At 62.6% G+C, this 25,740-nt stretch carries 13 protein-coding genes; 7 read left to right on the forward strand and 6 right to left on the reverse strand.

Annotated elements, in window-relative coordinates; genetic code table 11:
* The first annotated feature begins 1 nt into the window (after position 1).
* From ABQF30_RS01380 to ABQF30_RS01410, 7 genes are all read left to right on the forward strand, one after another.
* Positions 2-2,812 carry a DUF8741 domain-containing protein gene (locus ABQF30_RS01380; protein ID WP_448460422.1) on the forward strand — a complete coding sequence of 937 codons (2,811 nt, stop codon included), beginning with the start codon at positions 2-4 and terminating at the stop codon, positions 2,810-2,812.
* On the forward strand, positions 2,809-6,660 hold the full coding sequence (locus ABQF30_RS01385; RefSeq protein WP_448460424.1) for an Eco57I restriction-modification methylase domain-containing protein: 3,852 nt from the start codon (positions 2,809-2,811) through the stop codon (positions 6,658-6,660). Before ABQF30_RS01380 ends, ABQF30_RS01385 begins: the two co-directional genes overlap by 4 nt.
* Positions 6,657-7,574 (forward strand): hypothetical protein, encoded by a 918-nt coding sequence (locus ABQF30_RS01390; protein ID WP_448460426.1) that lies wholly within the window; start codon positions 6,657-6,659, stop codon positions 7,572-7,574. The genes ABQF30_RS01385 and ABQF30_RS01390 overlap by 4 nt, the downstream gene beginning before the upstream one ends.
* A complete protein-coding gene (locus ABQF30_RS01395; RefSeq protein WP_448460428.1) occupies positions 7,571-8,332 on the forward strand; it encodes a hypothetical protein in 762 nt (253 codons plus the stop codon). The genes ABQF30_RS01390 and ABQF30_RS01395 overlap by 4 nt, the downstream gene beginning before the upstream one ends.
* A 22-nt stretch (positions 8,333-8,354) precedes the next feature.
* Complete coding sequence (locus ABQF30_RS01400) at positions 8,355-10,625, forward strand: McrB family protein (protein WP_448460430.1); 2,271 nt, start codon at positions 8,355-8,357, stop codon at positions 10,623-10,625.
* Positions 10,597-11,793, forward strand: coding sequence for an McrC family protein (locus ABQF30_RS01405; RefSeq protein WP_448460432.1), 1,197 nt, complete (start codon positions 10,597-10,599; stop codon positions 11,791-11,793). The genes ABQF30_RS01400 and ABQF30_RS01405 overlap by 29 nt, the downstream gene beginning before the upstream one ends.
* An 88-nt stretch (positions 11,794-11,881) precedes the next feature.
* The gene (locus ABQF30_RS01410) at positions 11,882-14,974 is read left to right on the forward strand and encodes a DUF3427 domain-containing protein (protein WP_448460434.1); all 3,093 of its coding nucleotides are present in this window, start codon (positions 11,882-11,884) and stop codon (positions 14,972-14,974) included.
* 86 nt (positions 14,975-15,060) lie between these two features.
* Here the strand turns inward: ABQF30_RS01410 and ABQF30_RS01415 are convergent, their stop codons facing one another.
* The 6 genes from ABQF30_RS01415 to ABQF30_RS01440 all read right to left on the reverse strand — a co-directional run bounded on the left by ABQF30_RS01415 (position 15,061) and on the right by ABQF30_RS01440 (position 25,738).
* A complete protein-coding gene (locus tag ABQF30_RS01415) occupies positions 15,061-16,998 on the reverse strand; it encodes a hypothetical protein (protein ID WP_448460436.1) in 1,938 nt (645 codons plus the stop codon).
* Between the two features lie 125 nt (positions 16,999-17,123).
* Positions 17,124-19,385, reverse strand: coding sequence for an AAA family ATPase (locus ABQF30_RS01420; RefSeq protein WP_448460438.1), 2,262 nt, complete (start codon positions 19,383-19,385; stop codon positions 17,124-17,126).
* On the reverse strand, positions 19,366-20,577 hold the full coding sequence (locus ABQF30_RS01425; RefSeq protein ID WP_448460439.1) for a hypothetical protein: 1,212 nt from the start codon (positions 20,575-20,577) through the stop codon (positions 19,366-19,368). The genes ABQF30_RS01420 and ABQF30_RS01425 overlap by 20 nt, the downstream gene beginning before the upstream one ends.
* Positions 20,555-23,758: a DEAD/DEAH box helicase gene (locus ABQF30_RS01430; protein ID WP_448460441.1), complete on the reverse strand. Its 3,204-nt coding sequence runs from the start codon at positions 23,756-23,758 to the stop codon at positions 20,555-20,557. The genes ABQF30_RS01425 and ABQF30_RS01430 overlap by 23 nt, the downstream gene beginning before the upstream one ends.
* Positions 23,755-25,083 carry a protein kinase domain-containing protein gene (locus tag ABQF30_RS01435; protein ID WP_448463354.1) on the reverse strand — a complete coding sequence of 443 codons (1,329 nt, stop codon included), beginning with the start codon at positions 25,081-25,083 and terminating at the stop codon, positions 23,755-23,757. The genes ABQF30_RS01430 and ABQF30_RS01435 overlap by 4 nt, the downstream gene beginning before the upstream one ends.
* Positions 25,073-25,738 carry a vWA domain-containing protein gene (locus tag ABQF30_RS01440; protein ID WP_448460443.1) on the reverse strand — a complete coding sequence of 222 codons (666 nt, stop codon included), beginning with the start codon at positions 25,736-25,738 and terminating at the stop codon, positions 25,073-25,075. Before ABQF30_RS01440 ends, ABQF30_RS01435 begins: the two co-directional genes overlap by 11 nt.
* Positions 25,739-25,740: the final 2 nt, after the last annotated feature.

Below are 25,740 nucleotides of genomic sequence, written 5' to 3' on the forward strand. Positions count from 1 at the left end.
GGTGGGATTTGCCCCCGGCAACTTGGTAACCGCACGCGGACGCGAATGGGTGGTGCTGCCTGACAGCACTGACGACTTTCTGGTGCTGCGCCCGCTCGGTGGGGTCGACGACGACATCGCGGGTGTCCTGGTCAGCGAAGGGGTCAGCGCCGCCACGTTCCCGCCGCCGCTACCCGATGATCTCGGCGATCACCTCAGCGCCTCACTACTGCGCAGTGCCCTTCGGATCGGATTCCGTTCCACCGCAGGGCCATTCCGGAGCCTGGCCTCCATCGCGGTCGAGCCGCGGGCCTATCAGCTCGTGCCGCTGATGATGGCATTGCGCCAGGACGTGGTGCGGCTGCTGATCGCTGACGACGTCGGCATCGGAAAGACAATTGAAGCCAGCTTGATCGCCGTCGAACTGCTCAAGGTCGGCGACGCGCGCGGGCTCACCGTGCTGTGCAGTCCAGCGCTGGCTGAGCAGTGGCAGGGCGAACTGCGAGGGAAGTTCGGGCTGGAAGCCGAGCTGGTGCTGCCCAGCACGGTGCGTCGCCTGGAACGCGGACGCATCGGCGCTGAGTCGATCTTCGAACGCTATCCCATCACCGTAGTCTCTACCGATTTCATCAAGAGCCCACGGCGGCGCTACGAATTCCTGCGCACTTGCCCGGATTTGGTGATCGTCGATGAAGTTCATACCTGTGTTGCCGACACAACGGGTGCCAGCTCGGCGCGCACCCAGCGCTATGAGTTGGTTCGTGATCTGGCCAAGGACGCATCGCGGCATCTGATTCTTGCCAGCGCAACACCGCACAGCGGCAAGGAAGGCGCCTTCCGCAACCTGTTGGGACTCCTTGACCCCGAGCTAGCCACCGTTGACCTGGAGGATCGTCGGGGGCGTGAACGCTTGGCCAAGCACATGGTTCAACGGCGCCGCGCCGACATCCGGCGTTACCTCGACGAGGACACCCCGTTCCCCAAGGACCGGCTCACCAAAGAAGTGCCGTACACACTTAGCCCTGAGTACCACGCGCTGTTCACCAAAGTCCTTGACTACGCCCGCGAAACGGTGCGCAGTGGCGACGGCGGGCTGGCGCGGAGGGTCAACTGGTGGTCGGCGCTGGCGCTGCTGCGCGCGTTGGCGTCCTCACCGCGGGCCGCTGCCCAAACCCTTCGCACCCGCGCCGCCTCCGCGGCCGCCGGGACACCGGAGGAAGCCGACGCTATCGGGCGTGCCATCGTGCTCGACCAATCCGACGACGAGGCCCTGGAAGCCGCCGATACGACCCCCGGGGCCGACAGCGGCGACAGCGACCCGACCACCCGGCGGCTGCGCGGGTTCCTCGCTGAGGCGATCAAGCTGGAAGGCAAGCCCGACAAGAAGGTTGCCGCGTTGGTCAAAACCGTCAAGGAGCTGCAGGCCGACGGCTGCGACCCGATCGTGTTCTGCCGGTTCATCGAGACTGCCGAGTACGTCGCCGAACAGCTCTCCGGCGCGCTGGGCAAGAACGTGACCGTTCGGGCCGTGACCGGCACCCTGCCGCCAGCCGAGCGCGTCGCCCGGATCGAAGAGCTGCCCGGGCTGCCGGGCAGGCATGTGCTCGTGGCGACCGACTGCCTTTCCGAGGGTGTGAACCTGCAGGAGAACTTCCAGGCGGTAGTGCATTACGACCTGGCCTGGAATCCGACCCGGCACGAACAGCGCGAGGGCCGGGTGGACCGCTTCGGGCAGCGTGCCGACGTCGTCCGCGCCGTCACGATGTATGGCCGGGATAACCAGATCGACGGCATCGTGCTGGAGGTGCTGCTGCGCAAGCATGAAGCCATCCGCAAAGCCACCGGCGTATCGGTGCCCGTCCCGGACAACACCGAAGCCGTGGTTGAAGCCCTGATGGAAGGCCTGCTGCTGCGCGGCCAGGACGCCGAGCAGCTCAGCCTCGATCTGGGTGTGCAGGAAAAGCAGTCACACCTGTACACCCAATGGGATTCGGCCGCCGAACGCGAGCGCGTCGCGCAAACCAAGTATGCCCAGCACGGGATCAAGCCCGAAGAGGTTGGCACCGAGCTGCGGGCAGCGCGGGAAGCGCTCGGCACCAACGCCGAGGTAGCCGAGTTCGTGGAGCAGGCGCTGCGGTCGTTGCGATCTACTGTGACAGCCGCTGATTCAGGATTCACCGCTACGCTCGGGCCGCTGCCACTGGGCTTGCGTGACGCGCTGCCACCCCGACGCAACGACCCGCTGCACTTCGCAGCGGATCTTCCGGTGCCTCGCGGCGATGCGGTGCTCACCCGTACCGACGCGACGGTGGAGGCCGTCGCACAGTATGTCCTCGAATCCGCGCTCGACCCGCAACTGCCCGCCGAGCAGCGCCCTGCCCGGCGTTGCGCCGTCGTCCGCACCGACGCGGTCGACACTCGGACCACCTTGGTAGTGGCGCGTTATAGATTCCATCTGGAATTGCCGTCTCGCTCAGGCGTCAAGCAGTTGGTCGCCGAGGATGTGGCCACCCTTGCCTTCAAGGGTGCGCCCGCCCAGGCCCGTTGGCTGTCACCGGAATCGGTGCCACCGCTGCTGGCCGCCCGCCCCGCCGGGAATGTGCCGGGCCCGCAGGCCACCCAGTTTCTCAGCCGCAGCCTCGACGGCTTACCCGACATCGTCGGTCACCTTGAACAGCACGGCCGCGACCTGGCTGACCGGCTGCTCGACGCGCACCGTCGGGTGCGGCAGGCGGCCGCCGAGATCGTCCGCGGCCTCAAGGTCACTGTGGAACCCGGTGCCGATGTGCTCGGAGTGTTCGTGTTCGTCCCGCCGGCAGGAGCCACCAAATGAGCAGCGATGCCACCGCGACCTTCATCGGCGTTCGCGTTCAGGGTGGCCTGCTACCGGCGGACCTGCTGGCCAAGCTGGTCACTGGCGCCGACGTGCCGGGCCTGTCCTCCAAGGACTTTCATCTCGCCGCTGGCGAATCAGTGCGTGACGCCGCCAACCGGGTGTGGGCGTATCTGCGGGGCGCATGGGCTGGGTACCGCGACGCGCTGGCCGCGCTGCCGGAAGGTGACCCCGCGACATCGCTGACCCGCGAACGATTCACCCTGGTGCTCCTGGATCAACTCGGCTACGGCCGTGTCCCCACCACCGGCAAGGGCGGTATTACCGTCGGGCAGCACAGCTTCCCGGTGTCGCATCACTGGGGCGTGGCGCCGATTCACCTGCTCGGCCGGGTGGCGCTGGACACCCGCACCAAGGGGGTTGCGGGTGCGGCGGGTGCCTCACCGCAGTCGATGATGCAGGAGTTGCTCAACCGCTCCGATGAGAATCTGTGGGCCATCCTGGCCAACGGCACTACGTTGCGGCTGCTGCGGGATTCCACGTCGCTCGTCGGGTCGGCCTACATCGAATTCGACCTGGAGGCGATTTTCGACGGCGACCTGTTCGCCGACTTCCTGCTGCTGTACACGATGTGCCAGGTGTCGAGGGTTGAAGTGCGTGACCCTGAGATCGGACCGGCTTCGTGCTGGTTGGAGGAGTGGCGCCAGGGTGCGGTCGAATCCGGTTCGCGCGCACTGAATCTGTTGCGCGACGGTGTCATCGACGCGCTGCAGACCCTCGGTGCTGGGTTCCTCACGCATCCCGACAACGGCGCGTTGCGGCAAAACTTGGCTGACGGCACGGTGTCGGTACATGATGTGCACCACGCGCTGCTGCGGGTGGTGTATCGGCTGCTGTTTACCTTCGTCGCCGAGGACCGCGGCGCGCTGCTTGACCCGGCCGCCGACCCACAGGCCCGGCAACGCTACTGGGACTACTTCTCGACCGCGAGGCTGCGTCGCACCTCCCGCCGCCGCCGCGGCGGTCGCTACGGCGACAAATGGCAAGCGCTGACCCTGGTGTGGCGGGGGCTAGGCGACGAGAGCGGGCTACCGGAGCTGGCACTGCCCGGCATCGGCGGCCTATTCGATGCCGGCGAGTTGGATTTCCTCACCGACTGCATGGTGAGCAACAAGGCCCTGCAGTCGGCGGTGCGCTCGCTGTCGTTGGTGCGCGAGTCCGGTTCGCATGTGCTGCGCGTGGTCGACTACCGCAACCTCGGCGCCGAGGAACTCGGCAGCATCTACGAGGCACTGCTGGAGTTCGTGCCGCGCTGGGACCCGGCAACCAAAACCTACGACCTGTCCATCGCGTCGGGCAATCAGCGCAAGGACACCGGCTCGTACTACACCCCAACCTCACTGGTGGAGTCGCTGCTGGACACCGCGCTGGACCCAGTGCTCGATGACGCGCAGAAATCAGCCAATCCAGAAGAAGCGCTGTTGAGTCTCGCCGTGTGCGACCCCGCATGTGGCAGCGGGCACTTTCTTGTTGGCGCGGCCCGCCGAATCGCCAAGCGGGTAGCCGGTATTCGGACCGGCGATCCCGAGCCCGCGCCCGAGGCTGTGCGCGCTGCGATGCGTGATGTGACCGCCCGGTGCATCTACGGTGTCGACGTCAACCCGCTCGCCGCCGAGCTGGCCAAGGTGTCGCTATGGATGGAAGCGCTCGACCCCGGTCGGCCTCTGACGTTCCTGGATGCCCAGATCAAGGTTGGCAATGCGTTGGTGGGTGCCACCCCAAAACTGCTCGCTGACGGTCTGCCCAACGACGCGTTCAAACCGATCGAGGGTGACGAGAGAAGCATCGTCGCGGCTATTACTAGACAGAACAGGGCGGAGCGCAGCGCACAGGGCAGCCTATTCGACTTCGACTTGGTGGCGGCCAACGCCAAACTGGCACAACAAGTCCAGAAGGTAGTTGCCGCGCCGGCACTGTCGCTGGCCGACGTGCATGTGCAGCAACAACGACTACGCGCCTATGCCGATTCGGCGGACTACCGCAGCCAGCGGCTGGCGGCCGACGCGTGGTGCGCCGCGTTCGTATGGCCCAAGCACGCCGGTGCGCCCAAGGCGATCACCCACCGCAGCATTTCTGCGTTGGCTGAGGGCGAGAATCCGCTGAACGCGGAAACTCAAACCGAAGTCGATCGGTTGGCCGCCGAGTATCGGTTCTTCCACTGGCACTTGGAGTTTCCGCACCTCTTCCCGACCGCAGCGGCCAGCGGTGACACGGTCAATCCGGCCACCGGATGGACCGGCGGGTTTTCGGTGGTGATCGGGAACCCGCCGTGGGAACACATCGAGCTCAAGGAGCAGGAATACTTCGAGGCGCGCGACGCGGAGATCGCCAAGGCGGCAGGGGCTAAGCGTAAGAAACTAATCGCCGAGCTGGTCGCAACCGACCAGCCTCTCGGCCGCGAGTACTTGGCCGAGAAGCGGCGGATTGACGGGTTGCGCCACTTCGCCGCCAACTCGGACCGCTATCCGTTATGTGGGCGTGGACGCATCAAAACCGATCCGCTATTCGCCGAAGCGGGACGCGATCTGCTGGCTGGTGCAGGCAGATTCGGAATGATTCTGCCGACCGGCATCGCCACCGACGCCACCACCCAGTACTTCTTCAAGGATCTCGTGGTGAGCGGATCGATCGCCAGCCTGTATGACTTCGAGAATGCGAAGCCCTTGTTCGAGGGTGTGCATCGAAGCTACAAGTTTTGCCTGATCACCTTGGTAGGACGCGATACCCATGAACAGGCAGCCGATTTCGCGTTCTTCGCGCACGATCCCGTCGACTTGCAACGCCCGAACGCGCGCTTCACCCTGACGCCCGAGGAGATCACGCTGCTCAACCCAAACACCGGCACCTGCCCGGTGTTTCGCACCCGTCGCGACGCAGAAATCACCCTTGGCATTTACCGGCGTGTACCCGTCCTCATCCGCGAGGGCGACCCCGACGGGAACCCCTGGGGCATCAAGTTCATGCAGGGGCTATTCAACATGACCAGCGACTCGCACCTGTTCCACACTCGCGATGAGCTGGCGGCTGACGGGTGGGTGCTGAACGGCAATGTGTTTGAGAAGAACGACGGGGGGGGGGTGACTCAGATGCTGCCTCTGTATGAAGCGAAGATGATCCACCACTACGACACCCGCTGGGCGACATATGAACCCGACGGTTCGACGAGGTATCTGACAGAGATCGAGAAGGCCGATCGAGTCGCGCCGATGCCAAGGTACTGGGTGGCGGAAAGAGAGATCGACTCCAAGGTCGGCACCACCTGGAACAAGGACTGGTTCTTGGGCTGGCGCCGCATTGCCAGGTCGACGGACGAGCGCACGCTCATCGCATCGATGGCTCCTAAGGTCGGATTCGGCGACAGCGTCTTCCTGATGCTGCCAACCAAGGCGCCGAGCCGTCGAGCAACGCTCCAAGCTGCATTGACTTCATTTGCCTTGGACTTTGCGGCCCGGCAGAAGATCGGCGGCACCAACGCAAGTTTCTTCCTCATCGAGCAGCTGCCAGTGCCAGGCCCCAGTGCGCATCTAGTTCAAGTTGATGCCGAGTGGGTCGGTTCGCGCGTAGACCGCCTCAACGGCTGGGTTACAGACATCGACGAACGCGCCCGAGTTCGGGCCGAGCTGGACGCCTACTTCTTTCACCTGTACGGCCTTGACCGCGACGACGTTGACTACGTGATGGAGACTTTCCCGATCGTGAGGCGTAAGGACGAGGCCAACCATGGCACCTTCCGGACGAAGGATCTCATCCTTGCTGCTTATGACGAGCTGGCGGTGGCAACGGGGTGATCACCGTACCGGAGGCATTAGCTGCCGAAATGGATGAGTGGGCGCGCCACTCGCGCTCACTCGTTGCCGCCTGGTTCGTGGTAGGGAAGCAAGCTGGCGCAGCCCCGACGTCCGGACCTAGAGCGCAAGACGCGCGTGGATTTCGCAACGCCTTGCCGATGGCACCCGTCAACTTGGCGTACGCACCAGGCGACTCCGCCGGTGTGTACGTGGATGCGATCGCTCAGCACGTCTTGGCGATCGCCGCGCTATTCGAGGCGCGACAGGTGGCCCTGTCAGTGTGGCCGCTCATCAGAGCGGAGCTGGAGATCGCCGGTCGGGTTGGATGGTTGCTCGATCCGGGAACTGATTCCGAGCCGGTCACTGCTGACGCTCGAGTAGCTCGTTTCAGCATGGAACTTCTCGCGTCATGGTGCCGGGAAGGCTTCACCGCGTCGAAACTGCGACAAAAGAACCGGAAGCGGGCCGCGAAGGCGGAACGAGATCGCCAACGAGACGCGCTGAAACCAGTCTTTCCTGAGGCGCACACCGACTGGGGGTCTCCTGGCGACGAGACGGAATGGAATGTGCGCGACGAGCCTTGCCTGACGCTCGGTCGCGGTGTCGAGAAGTTTGCACAAGTGCACTTCAACGGGATGCACGGTCTCTACGACCTGCTCTCCGATTACTCGCACCCATCGCTCATCCGATTGAGCAATCAATCACGCCGACATGACGATGGCTCCGTGGTAGCAGTGTTGTCCTACGAGCTCGACCGTGAGCTGCTTGAATGGCAGGTCCGGCTTGGCTGCCTGATTCTCTACAAGGCCGCCCACCTGGCGGCCGGATACTTTGCCCTCGATGATTCACCGCTTGAGGCGTGGGCCGTTGCGGCGCCGAGGAATTGGTTCGACGATGGGATAGAAGAATCGTGACAACGCACCGCATGTTGCCGCTGTACGAAGCGAAGATGATCCACCACTATGACCATCGGTGGGCGACGTACGAGCGAGACGGTTCGACGCGAGACGTGACTCCGCAGGAGAAGCAGGATTCCAATTTTGTTGTACTGCCCCGCTATTGGGTGCGTGAAGAGGTTGTTGCTGACCGGCTAGGTACCCGCCGTGACCGCGACTGGATCCTAGGGTTTCGCGATATATGCCGGTCAACTGACGAGCGGACGATGATCGCCGGCCAGCTGCCCACAACGGCAGTCGGCCATACGCTGCCCATCGTGTTTACACAGAGGGGACAAGCGGTGCTTCAGGCTGCTTGGTCGTCCTTTGTGTTCGACTATGTGGCAAGGCAGAAGGTTGGCGGTACTCACATGACCTACAGCTACCTAATGCAGCTGCCCTTTCCGCTGCCGTACCTTTATCCGGCCGGCCAGATTGATGTTGGGTGGTTAGCAGGACGCGCGCAGGTCTTGCAACGCACAGACAGCTGGGTCGGCATCGACCGGGATACCATCCGCGCTGAACTAGACGCCGCGTTCTTCCATCTCTACGGCATCGAGCGCGACGACGTCGACTACATCATGGACACCTTTCCGATCATCAAGCGCAAGGACATGGCCGTGCACGGGGAGTACCGCACCAAGCGGATGATTCTTGAGATCTATGACGCGATAGCCCAAGCGGAGCTGACCGGTGTGCCATACGTATCGCCGTTCGATGATGCGACCGCTAGCTGAGTGCTGATGAGGAGGATGCAGCGTGACTACCGATGAAATGGCCTCGTTCGGTCGGAACACGGCGCCGCAGGTTGAGGAGATCGGCCGTCGCCTGATCGAATCTGGTTTCGGACATGATGATTCGCTGCTTACACCCGGGCATCCAATCTGGACCGCCGAGCATTTGGCCGAGCTCAAACGCGACTATGTGGACCGACCCGACATGGGACCCGACGATTTCTTCGAGAAGCTCGAACAACAGCTGGCCGCGAGCTCGTCTGGTGCGATCCAGCTATTCGCCGAGCTGCTGATTGTCAATGTCTTGCCCCTCACCAACCTCGGCGGGCCACTCAAGGTTAAGCATGTGCGGACGGTCTTGAACCTCACGGACCCGTCAGTTGAGATACCGGCCGACGTTGAGCAGGTCCTGGCCGCTGGCGGTGTCTACCACGGTGGCCAGGCGTTTGGGAACTATCGGTGGAAGCAGCTGGTCTACCTCATCGAAGTGGCTCAGCACTTTAAAGCCCTGACCGAGAAACGCACGGCGGACGCCCTCGCCGGTCCGCTGGTGTTCCGGGCCGAAGTCGATGCCGTGCCGACTGGGCAAGCCGCGCAACGACAGTCGCTACTGTACTTGGCATTCCCGAAGTTCTTCCTGCCGATCGTGAACGGGACGCAACGCCGGACAATCCGTGATGCGTTCGCTTCGCAGTACCTAGACCGCCCCGTCGGTGATGTCGACAGCGACCTGCATGACATCAACGAGGCGATCATGGCCGAACAAGGCGGGCCGGTCGACCTGTACGCGTCCCCGTGGGTCGAACGATGGCAACAGGTCCAGCCACCTCCTCCTGCCGATGTTCAGCATGCGTGGAAAGTGCACGGATCCAACGTCAAAGGCCAAGACATGGTGCCGACTTGGCGGAGGAAAGGAACGGTCTCCCTCGCCGCCAGCCTGCTTCGGGCCGTCGATCCAGATGTCAGCCGGGACGAACTCAAGGCATTTGTGGATGAGGACTATCGATCCTCGGGATACGCCGCCCGCCAAGAGAAGTTCGACGAGTTCTACACCTTCCTTGCCCGGATGCATCCCGGAGACTTGATCGTCACCGTGAGCCAAGGCCAGGTGTACTTCGCCAGTGTCACCGGCGAGGCTGAGTTCGCGAAGAGCAGTGACGGCCGCTCTAACCTGCGTCGCACCGTGAAGTGGCATGACCGGCCGCTGCCGTGGTCGGAATTGCCCAGTGAAGTCGCCGCGCGTATGAGCGCACAAGGCGAAGTGCTCGATCTCAGCCAGCATCTCGACACCATGCTGGCACTTGCTGACCGCCGTGCTCCGGCACCGCGCGCGTCATCGTTGAACCTGCCCGACGCATCCGACGAGTTGGCAACCCGCCTGCACGTGTCCAAGGGTTGGCTGCAGGAATGTATCGACCTGCTCCGGGACCGTCCCCAGCTCATCTACTACGGGCCACCTGGAACCGGAAAGACCTACCTTGCCAAGGAACTCGCTCGATACCTGACCGATGCGGCGAACGTCACCATCGTCCAATTCCATCCCGCGTACTCCTACGAAGACTTCTTCGAGGGCTTCCGGCCGCACGGCGGTAACGGGGGACAGGTGGGCTTCGCGCTCACCCCAGGCCCCTTGCGATCGCTGGTCGATCGTGCAACCGACAATCCTGACGCCGTCTACGTACTCATCGTTGACGAGATTAACCGTGGCAACCTGCCGAAGATCTTCGGAGAGTTGTACTTCCTGCTGGAATACCGTGACGAAACCATCGATCTGCTGTATTCGTCGGACAACACCGAGCCGTTCTCACTGCCAAAGAACATCATCATCCTTGGCACCATGAACACCGCGGACCGCTCGATCGCCCTCGTCGATGCCGCGATCCGTCGGCGCTTTGCGTTCCTGCCGCTCCATCCATCCGAACAACCCACCAACGGAATCTTGCGCAGCTGGCTGGCGGCGAAGGGGCACACTGGGGAGGTTGCCGACCTGCTCGACGAACTCAACGCGCGGATCGCCGACGTCGACTTCAAGATCGGGCCGTCGTACTTCATGCGGCCGGCAGTGTTCGACAGCAGCGGGAAGGGCCTCGAACGGGTGTGGCGCACCGATATTCTGCCGCTGCTGGAGGAACACCACTATGGCGACCGCACCATCGACGTGCGCTCCCGATATGGACTCGATGCGATCCGCAAGGCTGTGAAGGCGAAGGAGGCTGTCGCTGTGGGCGTTAGCGGCGAGCCCTCCGCGTCGACGGATGCAGGTTCCGATGGCACCGCCACCGCTGACGCTGACTGAGGGCGGGTTAGCGGCGCCTGTCGCATTTACGTCGTCGGAGTATCTGGCTCTGCAGCTGGTGGGATTCGTCTCCGTTACGCCCACGCTAGAGGCAGGGATTTATGAGCTGGCCGCGGGCCGCAAGGTCGGGGCTGTGGCCCTGGGTGAGCGGCAAATCGTGGTCCGCCCCAAGATCACCGATCTGAACCGCCTGCTGTTTCTGTTGGGATATGCGAGGGATCCCAGTATTTGGCGCGATGATCCGGTGGACCTCGCCGGCGCGGACGAGTTGCTGCCCGGCATCGCCGAAGCGTTCGCGCGCATCGCATCCCGGGCAGTCGAGCAGGGGCTGTTGCAGGGGTACCGAACGATCTCCGAGCGGCTGCCGGTGTTGCGCGGACGAATGCTGGCTGGGGAGCAGATGACCCGCCTGTACGGATTGCCGGTCCCGCTGGCCGTCGAGTACGACGACTTCACCGTCGACATCGCCGAGAATCGGCTGCTACTCATGGCGACCATGCGGTTGCTGACGGTGCCGCGTCTCAGCGAGACAGCCCGCCGACGGCTACTGCGGTTGCGCCGCTCTTTCGCCGACGTTTCTGCCTTGCCGCGCGGGGCCGCACTGCCCAGCTGGCAGCCGAGCAGGTTGAATACGCGCTATCAACCCGCTCTGCGGTTGGCCGAAATCATTCTTGCTGCAGAGTCTTTCGAGCATCAGGTCGGCGACGTCAGGGTCACGGGCTACATGTTCGATATGTGGCGGGTTTTCGAGGATTTCGTGACGATCGCACTCAGCGAGGCATTGGGGAAATTGGGCGGACGATGCGTGCCGCAAGACCCGCTGCACTTGGATGACGCGGATCAGGTCGACATGAAGCCTGACCTGGTCTGGTATTGCGACGATGAGCCGCGGGCCGTCGTAGACGCGAAGTACAAGGCCGAGCGGCCAGACGGCTTCCCTAATGCCGACCTGTATCAAATGTTGGCGTATTGCACCGTGCTCCAGCTGAGGGAGGGACACCTTGTGTACGCGAAAGGGAATGAGCCAGTTTGCGCCCACGCGGTGCGGGGCTCTGATGTGGTGATCCGTTGTCATGCTTTGGATCTGGCGCGGTCTCCGATGCGACTGCTTGCACAAGTCGAGGAACTGGCCCAACTTCTCGCTGATGATTGGGTGTTGCGCGAGTGAAACGGTTTTGCGGTAGCCCTATACACCGCGAAACGCGGGCCCCTCACTGCTCGCTGCTTCTGTCACCTCTATCTCCTAGGGTGAGGCCGTGCCGGAACTGAATCCTGGAATCTACGAGGTACTCCTCACCGAGGCGCTGCGTGCAAACCTCGACCCAGCCGAAAGTTCGTTTCGCAAAACGCGACCGCTACGCAATGTCGAGGCCGCAGATCGGATCGCTCTGCATCTAAGCCGGCAAATCGAACAATCCCTAGCGGCGGTAGGTGAGGAGACCCGGGTTCAAGTCGGCGTCGAAGTGGCACGAGCGCTCATCGCACGGCTTGCCGAAATCATCAACGTCGACACTTCCGACACACTCATTGAACCGGGCGAGGTCCTGCACGCGATCCTAGGGCGCCGGCCGGACGGGACACCGCGGCCGATCGCGGAACCGCTCATCCCTCTCCTCGACACGACCCTGCTCACCAATGCCCCTGGCGAGCCGGGCCTGCTGAACCAGCTCGATGCCGAAATTGACTCGGCCGATGCGATCGACGTCGTCATGGCCTTCATCCGACGCAGCGGCATCAATCCCCTTCTCGGGTCACTGCGGGGGCACTGCGAGCGCGGCAGACCGCTGCGCATCCTCACCACGACCTACACCGGCTCCACCGAGCGGACTGCGATCGACCAACTCGTCGGTCTCGGCGCAGACGTCCAAATCTCGTACGACCTCAGTACTACTCGTCTGCACGCAAAGTCCTGGATCTTCCACCGTCGTTCCGGCTTCTCCACCGCCTACGTCGGATCGTCCAACCTGACCCACTCCGCCCAGGTGACCGGACTCGAGTGGAACATCCGCGCCTCCTCGGCCCGAAACCCCGACATCCTCTCCAAGTTCGAGGCGGTGTTCGAAAGCTACTGGCAAAGCACCGACTTCGTCCCCTACGACCCAGCGCAGTTCGACGAGGAGTTACAGCGGGCCGGCCGCACCGACACCGGTCCCACCGTCATCCTCAGTCCCATCGAGCTGCGTCTCGAGCCATTTCAGGAACGCCTCCTTGAGCAGATCGAGCTCTCACGCGAGCGCGGCTACCATCGCAATCTGCTCGTCGCCGCTACCGGCACCGGCAAGACCGTCATGGCCGCCGTCGACTACGGGCGCCTGCGTGAAGAGTTGCCACGCTCAAGGCTGTTGTTCGTGGCGCACCGCAACGAGATCCTCGATCAGAGTCTCGCTACCTTCCGCTATGCGCTGCGCGATGCGTCATTTGGTGAGAAGTGGATCGGGGGTTCGCGTCCGCAGCGCTTCGATCATGTCTTTGCCTCGGTGCAGAGCCTCAACGCCGCCGACCTTAATGACCTTGCCCCGGAACATTTCGACGTCGTCATCGTCGACGAGTTCCACCACGCGGCTGCACCTTCATACCGCAAGCTCCTCGATCACCTGCAGCCCGTCGAGCTACTCGGTCTCACCGCCACACCGGAACGCAGCGACGACCTCTCGATCCTGCATTGGTTCGACGAACGCATCGCCGCGGAACTGCGATTGTGGGACGCCATTGACCAGCAGCGTCTTTCGCCGTTCATGTACTTCGGCATCCACGACGGCCTTGACCTCACGGAGATCCCCTGGCGCCGGGGTCAAGGCTATGACCTTGAAACCCTGAGCAGCCTCTACACAAGTACCGACGCCTGGGCCCGCACCGTCCTACAAGAGGTGCTCCGCCTGGCCGATGACCATCGCGTCATGCGCGCCTTGGGCTTCTGCGTCAGCATCGACCATGCGAAGTTCATGGCGAACCACTTCAACAAGGCCGGCGTACCCGCCGTCGCGGTATGGGGTGACAGCCCGCAGGCCGACCGCAAGGCGGCGCTTCAGGACCTCGCCGCCGGGAAGATTCGCGTCGTCTTCTCGGTCGACCTCTTCAACGAAGGCGTCGACGTGCCCACCGTTGACGTCGTGCTCATGCTGCGCCCGACAGAGAGCCCAACGCTGTTTCTGCAACAGCTGGGGAGAGGTTTGCGGCGTTCCAAGGGCAAGACCTTCTGCACCGTGCTCGACTTCGTCGGCATACATCGCCGTGAGTTCCGTTTCGACCGGCGCTACCGTGCGCTCATCGGTGGCACCCGCCGTGACATCGAGCGCGCTGTGCAGCAAGGCTTTCCCTTCCTCCCAGCCGGGTGCTACATGCAACTGGACGCAAAGGCGTCCGAAATCGTGCTGCGCAGCCTGCGTGAAGCGATTCCCACACGGTGGCCCGCGCGCATCGAAGAATTGCGAGTCATCCACGCGAAGTATGCCGACGTGACGTTGTCGACGTATCTCGCCGAGTCCGGTCTCGATTTGCCGGACGTATACGACGGCTCGCGCGGCTGGTCGGATTTGTGCGAGGCGGCAAGGGTGCCGACCGAACCCGCAGGGGAGCACGAGAAGCCGCTGCGCAAGGCGCTCGGCCGCCTACTCCATATCGACGACGACCAACGTATCGCCACCTATCGGCAACTCCTCAAATCACCGACCCCGGTTGATGTTTCGGGATTGTCGGAGCGCCAGCGACGCCTCATCCGGATGCTCGTTGCCAGCACTGGCGACCAGGTCTTGAACAAGGAGACTTCCTTACAGGAGGCGGTTGATCTCTTGTGGGAACACCCGCAGGTGCGCGCCGAGCTTGCCCAGCTGCTGTTCGAACTCGACAACCGGGTTGACCACCTTCATGGCGCTCTCGACGATCACCCCGACGTGCCGCTGCAAGTGCATGCCCGCTACTCGCGGATCGAGATCCTGGCTGCTTTCGGCATTGGTGGCAACGCCAAGGTTGCCCCCTGGCAGACCGGCGTGTACGAAGCCAAGAGCGCCAACGCCGAGCTGTTCGCCTTCACCCTGGACAAGAGCAGCGGTGCATTTTCGCCGACGACCCGCTATCGCGACTACGCCATCAGCCCTTCGCTCATCCATTGGGAGAGCCAGTCAAACACCCGAGCAGATAGCGACACCGGTCTACGCTACCGAAACCACGAACGTGACGGCCGCTCGATCATGCTGTTCAGCCGCCTACGCGCCGACGACCGTGCCTTCTGGTTCCTCGGCCCCGCCACGTATCGCGGCCACGTCGGCGAGAAGCCGATGGCCATCACCTGGGAGTTGCACACGCCGTTATCTGGAGATCTGTACCAGTCCTTCGCCGCGGCGGTGGCGTGACGGGTCAGCTAACCATCGAGGATTCGCGCAGAATTCCTCGGTGGATACCTTTTCGGGGACCTCAAGTCTTCGCCTTACGGTAGCTGTCAACGTTCAGGTGCCGTCGACACAGTGTTGCAACGTTGGCATTCTGCACTCGCTGTGGAGGATTCAGAACATGACCCGCACTCGGTGCAGACGTACTTTCCAGTAACCGTCATCGCCCAGCACGGTGACGCGAGGGCATCCTGGCCGTAGGTCCGTTCGACCCAACCCGGCTCGCGTACTTCGGGGTTTCTTAACTCACGTTCCGGCTCGATGATGGGGATGCGTGCTCGGCAGACTCCACATCGCTCGAGTCCCCATCGGCAACCACATGATCGGCAGAGGAGGGAGAAGACATCTCCCTCGCGCTTCACCTCGGATGTGTCGGCACGCTGTTGGCATGAAGGGCAGTTAAGCAGCGGGACAAGGGATTCTGAGGCATCCTCGATCGCACTGCTCAGGACGCCGATAGGCCCAACGAAATCCTTTTCCCACCCAGTCGATTTCGCTCGATCCTTTAGTTGGCGGATCGCATTGTTGAGTGTCGTCCTTTCGCTAGGCGCCAACGGCCGGCGGAGAGCCAGCTTGTCAGGGCTGGCGCTGTGGAACAACGGACTGAGACCTCGTTGAGTGGGATCAGAGCTGAGTAGGTGTGCGATCAGGCGTCTCGGAACACGCTCTTCTCCGAGTTGAATTTCGCGTGGAAAGTCTTGCAGGGCAGGGGATTGCAACGCCAGAGCAATCGCGCGGGCGACGCGTTCGAGGCTGGTCGTTTCCAGAGGCGAAACCGGAACTCCTGAGACGAGCGCACGGCCGTTGGTGCTGTCAGGTCCGGCGGACATCATTGCCCTGGCTACCCGTGGTGGAAGCTCGCTAACTGCCGCACTCGCGGTCAGGTGTAGAACGACGGTCTGGACCTTGACCGCATCCGTGATCGACTCCCACCGATCCACGATCGCGGGTTGGTCGTCGTCTGGCCCGATAACGTCGCTGAGCGGCACAAATCGGGTGTGTACGCCGTGGCTCGACAGGGCAATGGACCCATCGGCGTGTCGCAGCAATTCCGCTTGGCCCCATGGCCCGTGGAGAACGATTGGCATCCCAGAGGCTGGAAGGTCGTCGTCGGCGGGCTCGTATCCAAGCTGGGCGAGGGATCTGATGACAAGACCCTGGGCGTAATTGTCGAAGGCAACGTGTCGCGAGAGATATCGGGCCGTGCGTTCATCCGGGGACTCCACGGCTTCTTGTTTGCGTTCGTACGCGGACCAGACCAGGCTGGCGGCTCGGTAGTGGCGGTCGTTGGCAATCACGTTGGTAGTCCGCAAACTTCGTTGCCCGGTCCGCTTCCCGCGCAACTTCACCCCGAGCGTGCTCCCTCGGAGCGTCTGGATCCGAGCAGCCATCGCCTCCAGCGTCGCAATGGTGCCTTCCGCACGGTTCGATGTTTCGGCGGCGCGGGCAGCGTCCGCGCCCCAGAACGAGTACAGGCGGTCCCTCCGCCTGTATGTGCCTTCATCCTTCGCCCGCTCCAGATCGGCAAGATCGGATGTGAGCCGTCGAAGTTGACGAATCCGACTCGCCAGCGTCGATGACAAAATCGGATGAACCAGCTCGATCACCATCCGGTTTTCGTAGAGGTCTGCGTCAAGCTCCCGAGTGACGGCGAGCGCGCGCCGTGGCACGGGGCCTGAGAGCGTTCGAGCCGCCCAGTCCTCAGTGTGGGCCGACAGGCGCTCCAGAGCTCGTCGCGCGGGCCGTTTCACGCGGGAAACCGGTAGCAGTTCCGACCGTTCACCGAGCCGCGTGACAAACCGTTCGCAAATGCGAGCAATCGACGCGAGGTTCACCTCAAGGATGTGCTCACGATCTTCGAGGTCGAGCGTGTTGTCATCATGCCTGGCAAGCAGTGGTACCTCTGCGAGTGCGAGCCATGATCCCGATTTCACGGCGGCAGCGAGACTTGTTTCCAGCGAGGCGACAGCTTCTAGGTCATCTGACATTGTGGTGTCGCGGCTAGCACTGCCTCCTACAGGATCAAGCAGATGCTCGGCACCTTGGGCCCACCGACCCGTCCAACCCTCGGATGGAGGTCCAGGAACGCCGGTAACCCGGTCGTGAGGAACGATCACGAGCCGTACCCGCCCCGAAGACGGTTGGCCTCCCTGCGAATTCGCTCGGTTGTCTTCGTTGGAGATTCACCGTCGAGATCCCAGATCATCTCTAGGTTATCGGCCAACTCGCCCAGGTCGTCGGGGCTGACGCCGAACCGGTCCTCGAGCTTGCGGGCCAGCTTGGTTGAGACGAGGTGATCGACGGCCTCCGTGAGGCTACCGCCGGCCTGCACTATCACCGGAACGAATCGCTCAAGCTGACGTTCCAGGCGGTTACCCCATCCGACTCCAAATCGCCCGAACTGATCGTGAAGCTTTCCATTCAGGAACGTGCGCACCAGCTTGACCTCCTCGCGAAGGTCTTGCGACGCTGTGGCAAAGGCGGCTTGGAGATCCTGGAACGAAATCGGGTCGTCGACTCCTTGTCGGCGGGCGTCGAAGACTTCGTGGCGCGAGGGGAGTTCTTGGACGTGGGCTCGGTCGTACGTCTTGTCGGCGAACGCGACAGTCGTCTCGTCGTGGTTCGCGGTTCCGACGAACCAGACATTCCGAGGTAGCGGCAGACGCGAACCGTCAAATTGCTCAGGTAGTCCGGGGATTTCACTGGTCAGCAAGTCGACGTAGCCGACCTCGGTGACTGCATTCTCCAGAACCGACAGCATGGTTCCGAAATACTGCTCGGGGTGAGCGAGGTTCATTTCATCCAGCACGATGACCATCGGCCGATCCGCGTTCGCCGGAAGCAAGGCTCGGTAAAGCGCCTTGGTGAATTCACTTTCAGCGAACCGCTTCTCGAACGCGTTGTAGAAGCCGAACAAGTCGTCTTTGTCGCGCCAGCCGGCCTGGACCTCAACAATTTGCGCTGATCCTGGCTCGCCGCTGTTGAGCGCCTTGAAGAATTCCCGGGGGAGGCTGGTCTTTCCTGTCCCCGAAATGCCTTGCAGGAGATGCAGGCGACTTGACGCCAGACCGGCCAGGAAAAGCCGAACGTCCGATTCCGAGTAGTAGAACGGGGTCGTTGAGTCTGTCGCCATGCGGTGGCGTACCTCGGAGACCAAGCCAGCCAGCGAGTCAAAGCCACGTGTGTCGGCCGGCTGTGAGAGCGCAGAGTCACGGTCGTAGGCCGAGCAGGCCGGAAAAGGTTCCTTTGAGCCCTCTTTGGCTTGAAGCTCTTCCCAGTCGGTGCGCTGTTGTGTGATGGCTTGTCTCAGCGTTTCACGTTGCGCCGCCAAGGCGTCACGCTCGTCACGAAGGACCTCCAGCTCACCCACATTCGTTAGTTGATAGCGGAGCTGACGATCGATCTGATCGTGCCGTTGACGCCAATGCGAGGCTTCATCTTGGGCTTCGACAAGCGACTTGGCCTTCTCGCGAAGCTCGGCTACGTCATCGGCGGGCGGTCGCCGTGAAAGCTCGTCGCGCAGTTCATTGACCTGTCGCACAAGTTCGTCATTTCGGTGCTTGGCGGCGTCTGGATCGGCGCCATACCGCGCGAGTTCAGCCCGCAGTCTGCGCAGTTCGTCCTCACGCTCGCTCTGCCGCTTGCGCTCCAACTCTAGGATCGCGCGTTGCTCGTCAAGCTGCTCATTGGAATGAGCGACCTGAATTTTGAGTCGATTCTCGAACTGCTCCTTAAGCATCGTGACCTTTTTCTGGGCGAACGCCAGATCGTCTTCCATCTGGGATTCCCGCTGGCGCAGGGCCGATTCATCGTGTCGAAGCTGGGCTCGCTCCGCTGCCAGATCCGCACGCTCAGTGTCCAGAGCTTCTTGCGCGTCGCTCACGACGGCGTTTGTGCGGACGCGCGCGTCGTCTTCCAGACGCGCAGCTTCGGCGAGTATTTCATCGCGCCGTTTCGCGGCCTCCGCGGTCAGCGTGCGGAGTTCTGAGGCGAAGCCAGCTCTGGCATCCGATCGGTGCTGCTCAAGCTCCAACTCGGCCTTCGCAAGATCAGCCTCTCGGGAGGCCAACTGGTCGAGTCGCTCGGTTAGCGCTGTCTTCTCCACCTCCAGTGACGCGCGCTCGTCCTGGAATGCTTTCGTCTCGCTCTCAGCCTTCTCGCGAGCCTTGATCCAAAGGCGTTCGAGATCTTTGACCTTGATCCAGATGTTCTTGAGTTTGGTCGCGTTACTGATCTCGGACCCTGGGGGCTCAAGTGGTTCGTCATCCATGTCGATGTCCTCGAGCCACTCGGTTGCGGCGACCTCCGCCTCCAGCTCGGCGATCTTGTCCTCTTCTGAGACCGCGGCGCGGTTCTTACCCTGCCTGCTTGCCATCCGTACCTTCCGATCCGAGTGCGAGGCGATCGCAAATATCAATCGTTCTGTCAACGAGGTCGTCGACTGCTGGGCGCGCAGCAGACTCCGGCGAGATGGCGGTGAAGGCGGCGGCGCTTCTCACGAAGTCCAGTAACAGCGGATCGAGGTTTGGTTTGGCGAGAAGTAGCCGCAAGACCTTATGGCCAACACTTCCACGTTCCGACTGCGCCATCTTTGCTGATTCGCCCTTGCTGAGGCCCGCACGCCCACCGGCGCGGATCGCCGCATCGACGTCAATATCGGAGGTGCCACTGATGCCGTGACTGTATTGGAACTGGTCCACGAAACGGCTCAAACACAGTCCAATGCGGCTCAAAACCGTTACGGTGTCCAGTGTCTGGTGGCCGGACCTGCGTTCATCTGTAACTTCCCGCAGCTCGGCGATGGCTTGGCGCAGCGGTAGTTCGTCGTGTGGCGTCGCGACCGACATCGGCACCTTGGCTAGCCATCTTCTGACGGCTTCCCGTTCCTGTCCCAACTGTGTAAGGCGTTGGCTCAGGGTCAGATGAGGCGCTCCGCGAGTCGTCCAAATGGCATGCCCGGCTGCGTTACCGATAACTGGGCTCGCCACCAGGCAACGTTCGCCGGAGCTCACGAGCGCCGTGCGGCGGTTGATGTCTGCTGATGTGCGACTGAAGCGGGCTAGTTCGATGCTCGTTGGCTCGGCCGCCGTGGTCTGTGTGGTGTCCATGAGGAGGCATTCGACAGGCTGCGGCCGGCCCGCCGTACCGCGGTCGAACCGTGCTCGTTGAGGCGTTGTAAAGCGAAGCTGCAGCGGCGGTACTTCCATTGAGGGGTGCGGCCACAGTTCGCCGGTCTCGACGTCGCGATAGATCCATGACACGCGCGATGCGCCCGCCTGGAGTCGCCCATCGTGGGAAACTTCCATGCGCGCCGCCGCGGCGTGAGACAGCAAGTGTCGCACTAGGTCCTCGGGTAGTTGGAGTAGATCGGCGATGCTGGTTGGCGACTCTTCGCCTGCCGCCCGGATCCGTAGTACGGCGTCGAGCATGACGTCGTGCTCGATCTCGACAACGTCTTCGACAACTACACGCCACCGGACCGCGGGGGTGAGTGCGACGTGTCGCGTTCGGGGCGGTAGCTCTGCGAGCGTGTAAGCGGGAAGGTCACGCCAGTCGACGGAAGCCATGGGCACCTCCCGTCAGCTCATGGAAGGCGGCGAGGGCCGGCACGGCTTCTCGTCCTTCTGCCGAGGTCATCTGATCTGCATCCCCGACCGCAATCAGCAGCTTGCGTTGGCGGCTCATCGCAACGCACAACCGGTTGGGGAGGACTAGGAAGCCGAACCTGTTTCTCGGTCGTTGGCTCGGCTTGCTTGAACGAGTCGTCGACAGGAATACCACGTCGAACTCGCGCCCCTGGAACGCGTCAACTGAGCCGATGCGGACCCGCGGGAGACCGCGGTCGGTGTGAAGCCACGGGACGGAGCGGTTGAGGCCAAAGGTGTTGTCCTGTCTAAACGCCATGCCAGCGTCGGTCATGGCTTCCCAGATCGCCGACACCTGACCCGAGTAAAACGTGATGACACCGAACGTGAGGTTGGCGGACGCCTGGAGGGCAGCGATCAACTCCTCGACGATGACCGTTGCCTCCGCAGGACGACTGATGCTGGTTCCCGCGGTGCGCTCAGACCCGTATGTCAGCGGGACATCGATCCACCCACATGCCGATGTGCCGTAACGCTCAAGGCCGTGTGCGAACGCTGAAGCCTCGGGGTTTCCATTTCGCAGATGTTCCCCGAACGGCTCATAGAACTGCTCGCTGACGAAGGTGCCCAGGATTGGATGAGTTCTGAACTGACGATCCAGCGTGATCACTCGCTTGGTGCCGTCAACGCGCTCACAGTCGCGAAGCTTCAGGTAGAGCCGCTCGAACATCGACCGGTTGAGCACGGTCGAGACCGTGTCCTGGTCGTGCCTCTTGGACAGGTTCGGCACCAGGCTGTCGTCGAGGAGCTGCGGTAGTTGCCTGTGGTCTCCCACGAGGATGACCCGTTCCTGAGCCAAACTCAACGGCACCATCAAGTCGAGGGGGTTCGCCCGTGCAGCTTCATCGACGATCACCGTGTCGAACGGGACGGTCTGGGCGTTGCGCATGGGGCCCGAGACTGACTGCTGACAAGTCGCGGCCAGCGCTCGCGTATGCCGCTTGAGCGACTCGCGGAGCGCGGTCTGTTGGTGATCGACAGCGTCTCGGAACTTTTCAACGGCCAGATCGATTGGGCTGGTTGACAATTCAACTTCTCGGTCGGCCGCCTCTAGAGCACGGTGTAGCACCGCCTCTACGGCCGGCATCGTAGCGACGACACTCGCACGGGCCCGGGCATCAAGTAGCCGGTCCAGCAGACTCCGCTCGATTTCTGCGAGGTTCACGGCTGCCAGCTCGGCGTCTTGCCCCTTGGCGGCAGTCTCAAGTACATCGCGCTCATGCTCATTGAGCAGATCGAACACAGCCTGTGTGTCGTACGCAGCCGTGGCCGTGAGCGCACCGTCGTCGGCGTAGGACTCGGCGGTCGTTCTGAGCCGGCGTGCGCACGTCGCTACCAACGCCTGAGAACGTGGTACGGAGTCCGCCCCAAGGTTATAGGCAAGTCGCTTAGCCAACTTGCCGGCCTCGTGGGCTACGTCGCTGCCCACGAGATGTAGTTGGCCGGCGACCCATTCGAGTAAGTCTACGGTGTTGCGGACGTCGAAGGGCTGCTGGCGGTACGCGGTTGTCCTGTCCAAAAGTGCCCGGCGAGCCCGCACCGCCTGATTCATTGGGACGTTCTCGTAGCGCATCGCCAGGCGCTCCTGAAGGTCGCCCGTCCATGCAACCAAGTAGGTGTCATCCTCGGCACTTTCGTTGCGGCCCAGTTTGACTGGTGGCAGGTTGCCGTCATTTGCGGCGAGCACGAGGTTCGCCACGGCATCGTGCTGGTAGCTGGTCAACAACACTCGCTTGCTGAGCGCGGAGGCGTGCTGGTTGAGTTCCGTGAGCCTGGCCTGGATTGCCGCGATCACCCGGGTTTTGCCAGTGCCCGGTGGTCCCTGAATTAGCACAACGTCCCGGGAGTTGATCGCGAGATCGATCGCCTCCACTTGGGCATCTGTCGGGTTGCCCCCCAACAGTTCTCTGACTCTGTTAGACAACGGATTGTGGCGCCGTATTCGACCTACGGGCTGAGGGCGTCTGTCAGCGAGGATCAGGCCCAGTTGACGCGCAGGCATCGTTTCACCCTGGGCGATACGCTGTTGCGCGCTCTCCCGTCGTCCAACCCTGATCTTGTCCAGGGTGTACGCCCCCGACAGAGATCCGCGAGGAGGCAGGGTGTCAGGCTCATACGCTTTGTCGGGACGAAGCCGCACTTTGTGGCCGTGCAACCATGCTTCGCCGATGACGGCAGTCCGCGAGTCGTCGTCCTTGAATGCGACGCCACGTCCTGCCTCAAGTCCGACCGTTTCAGTACCGATCCGTTCACGTAACTCGTCCGACTGCCGGTGCTGAACCAGCTCGAATTCCAGCGTGCCGTCACCGAGCTCACGAACGCGGTCATAGTCAGCCCAGCCGATGTCTCTCGCGGCATGCTGCGCCGCCTTGCGCTCCAGGCTGTTGTATTCCTCCCAGATAGCAAGATAGGCGTTATCGGCTTCAGCAAGTCGCCGAATTTCCTGCTTTTCGGCGACGCTGAGACGCCCCAGCCGCGTGGCGTCGACGACTTCAACCTTGCCGCGAGCCAGGACGAGTCGTTGTTTCTCGGACTGTTGTTGGCGCCGGGTGATGCGGGAAATGATGAGGCGGTCGTCGACCATTCGGAAGTCGGCGAAGATCGATGCGCCGACGATTCGAAAGGCGCCGTCATTCACTTCGCCGCCTCCTGCAGCAAGCACGGCGAACGGTTCCCCATCGTCCGGGATCAGCTCTCGATGGAGCCACTCAATTACCCGAGTAATTGAGTCGTTGGAGTCGCGAAATCGATTCACGTCCTCGACAGTGGTGTCATCTACACCGAGCGCGCGGCCGTCCGGCCAGCGTTCGGCCCCGTCGAAGGTGACGATGCGGACGACAACCTCCGATACCCCGGCCTTCGGAGCGCGTCCGGCCGAGATCAACTCAGCTACGTACGCCCCTGTGGCAAGCGTCATCTCAAGCCACTCGGAGTCCAAGGTGTCCGGCCGTAGACAGAGCGCGGCATCCGAGCCTGCGTGGACTGTTACACCGGTCGGCGTCATGTGGAGCCGGACTGAGCTTCGTTTCTTGACGTCGACCGTTCCCGCCGGTGTGAGTCTCAGGATTCGCTCAGAGGTATGGGCAATCTCGTTGAGCTTCATGCTGGTTGCACCGAGCGGATCGCGAGGAATCGGGACGGGCGCCCGGCGACTTCGAGGCGCAGGTGATAGACCTTGTCGCCTTCAGGCTTTGGAATCGAGGTGACACACTTACCGGAGCTGTCGACTATCTGAGTCTCGTCTTGAGCGCTGACCTCGAATCCGCTTGACACGGGCCGGAATATCACGACGGGATCGGGTTGCTCGAAACGTCCCCAAAGGTGACGGGGCATCACCGTGGTATCACGATTCGGGCTCGCCGCCAGGGTGTCACGGGCTGGTAGCGACTGCTCCTCGGCCGCGGGATACACGGTGATCAGCGTTGTGGCTCCGGTGGGAGTTCCACAGCTCGGACACTTCGCTTGGAGCCGAAAGTAGGTCCATCCGCATCCGTTTGGGCAGTCGATCACGTTGTCTAGTGCGTTGAAGAGCACCTCGCGCCATCGCGCGGATCCAGGCCGCTGCGTCGGGTCGAGTCTCCCTGCGCCGAAGGTTTGTTCGGCGAGTTTGCGCATACGTCCACTCATCACAAGGGGAAAGATTCCAGCCGGAAAACTCTGTTGCGCAAGATGATTTGAGAGATCCTGAGGATCGGCGACATACGGCAGCTCGCCCTGATCCATCAGCTGTTGGGCTGTGTCGCCGTCGACATCGTCGGCAGCGACCCCTTCGAGCGGATGCTGCATAACCAACATGCGGAACACGTGAATGGCGAGGGTGTACGCGTCCGCCAATGTTGACGGTGGGCTGTCAGGCCGTCTGGCACGCTCGGGGGCCATGTACCCGGGGAACCCGCGGATGTCCCACCTCGGATTCGACCGCGATGTGACGTTGTCGGTGTCTATCAGCCACGTCTCGGTCCGGGTGAGGTCGTTGGAGACCATGACGTTGTTCGGATTGAGGTCGACGTAGGCGAGTCCGCGCTCGTGGAGCGCGGCGATGCTGCCAGCCATGTTGGCGGCGATCGCCAGTCTCCGCTTGAGGCCACCCGTACTGGCGTACCACTCTGTCTTGGTTTCGCGCGGGCCGAACACTCGCGGAAGATACGGCTCCCTGGCCGCGGTCATGTCGCTGGCCAGGCGCATGAGGTAACCAAAACCGCCGCTTCGGATCAAGGTGAGCGGTGCCGCGACGGGGAGCCCGTCGAGGGGCAGCCGCCGTACCGTGGCGATCCGTTCGAGGTCACTTGGCCGATCGAGCAGTTTGATGGCGTATTCGGGATAGCCCGCTACACGATAGACTGCACCTTGGTTGCCTCTTGCAATTTCCGTGTCGAGGGTGAACTCGACTCCCGCGTCATCGGCAACGCGCCGTAGTTCAGAAGGCATCGTCACTCTGTAGCCGCAGGATCGACTGCTGCGAGTCGACCTCGGCGGGGACGTCGGGAGCGAACACGGACAGCGTGGCTTGAGTGATAGTCATCGTCACAAACTGAAGAAACTTCCGGATCTCGGCTGCTTCGCTGGCTTGGTGTACTTCACCGCCGCTGAATCGTGCGAGCAGGTCGCGGTCTGCGTCTGCCCCGATCGCCAGGGCAAACCGGCTGGCCTTTTGCCCGCGTTTGCTTGTTAGCAAGTGATCCAGCTCCGGCTCCCAGCTCGGGTCGGTAGGGATGCCATCAGAAACGAGAGCAACGGTGGGCAGAAAGGAACGGGACGGGAAGTCTTCGATGAGCTCGCGGGCAATGCGCAGCGCGGAGCCCATGGGGGTCCGTCCCCTCGCCATAAGTGACGAGTACTCGATGTCGGCGACTGGGACATTGTTTGTGACCATTGTTGCGGAATCCCCGCCGAAGGTGATGATGGTCAGAGTGATGTAGCCGTGGCCCGCATCGATATCCGTAAGCGCCTCGACCATCTCGGTCACGCTCTCATTCAGCACGTCGATCTTGTCGTCTGCCCGCATGCTGCCGCTCGTGTCGAGCAGCAGGACAACGGGCAGCGTTCGCGCAGCAACAGGCTCGTAGGCATCCAGAAGAGACATGT

The sequence above is a fragment of the Mycolicibacterium sp. XJ870 genome (assembly GCF_053483975.1).

What these genes read in the sequence shown, in the direction of transcription:
- ABQF30_RS01440 (WP_448460443.1), bottom strand. Translation starts at nt 25,738, where the DNA reads ATGTCTCTTCTGGATGCCTACGAGCCTGTTGCTGCGCGAACGCTGCCC.
- ABQF30_RS01425 (WP_448460439.1), bottom strand. Translation starts at nt 20,577, where the DNA reads ATGGCTTCCGTCGACTGGCGTGACCTTCCCGCTTACACGCTCGCAGAG.
- ABQF30_RS01430 (WP_448460441.1), bottom strand. Translation starts at nt 23,758, where the DNA reads ATGAAGCTCAACGAGATTGCCCATACCTCTGAGCGAATCCTGAGACTC.
- ABQF30_RS01385 (WP_448460424.1), top strand. Translation starts at nt 2,809, where the DNA reads ATGAGCAGCGATGCCACCGCGACCTTCATCGGCGTTCGCGTTCAGGGT.
- ABQF30_RS01415 (WP_448460436.1), bottom strand. Translation starts at nt 16,998, where the DNA reads ATGTCAGATGACCTAGAAGCTGTCGCCTCGCTGGAAACAAGTCTCGCT.
- ABQF30_RS01420 (WP_448460438.1), bottom strand. Translation starts at nt 19,385, where the DNA reads ATGGCAAGCAGGCAGGGTAAGAACCGCGCCGCGGTCTCAGAAGAGGAC.
- ABQF30_RS01435 (WP_448463354.1), bottom strand. Translation starts at nt 25,083, where the DNA reads ATGCCTTCTGAACTACGGCGCGTTGCCGATGACGCGGGAGTCGAGTTC.
- ABQF30_RS01405 (WP_448460432.1), top strand. Translation starts at nt 10,597, where the DNA reads ATGGCACCGCCACCGCTGACGCTGACTGAGGGCGGGTTAGCGGCGCCT.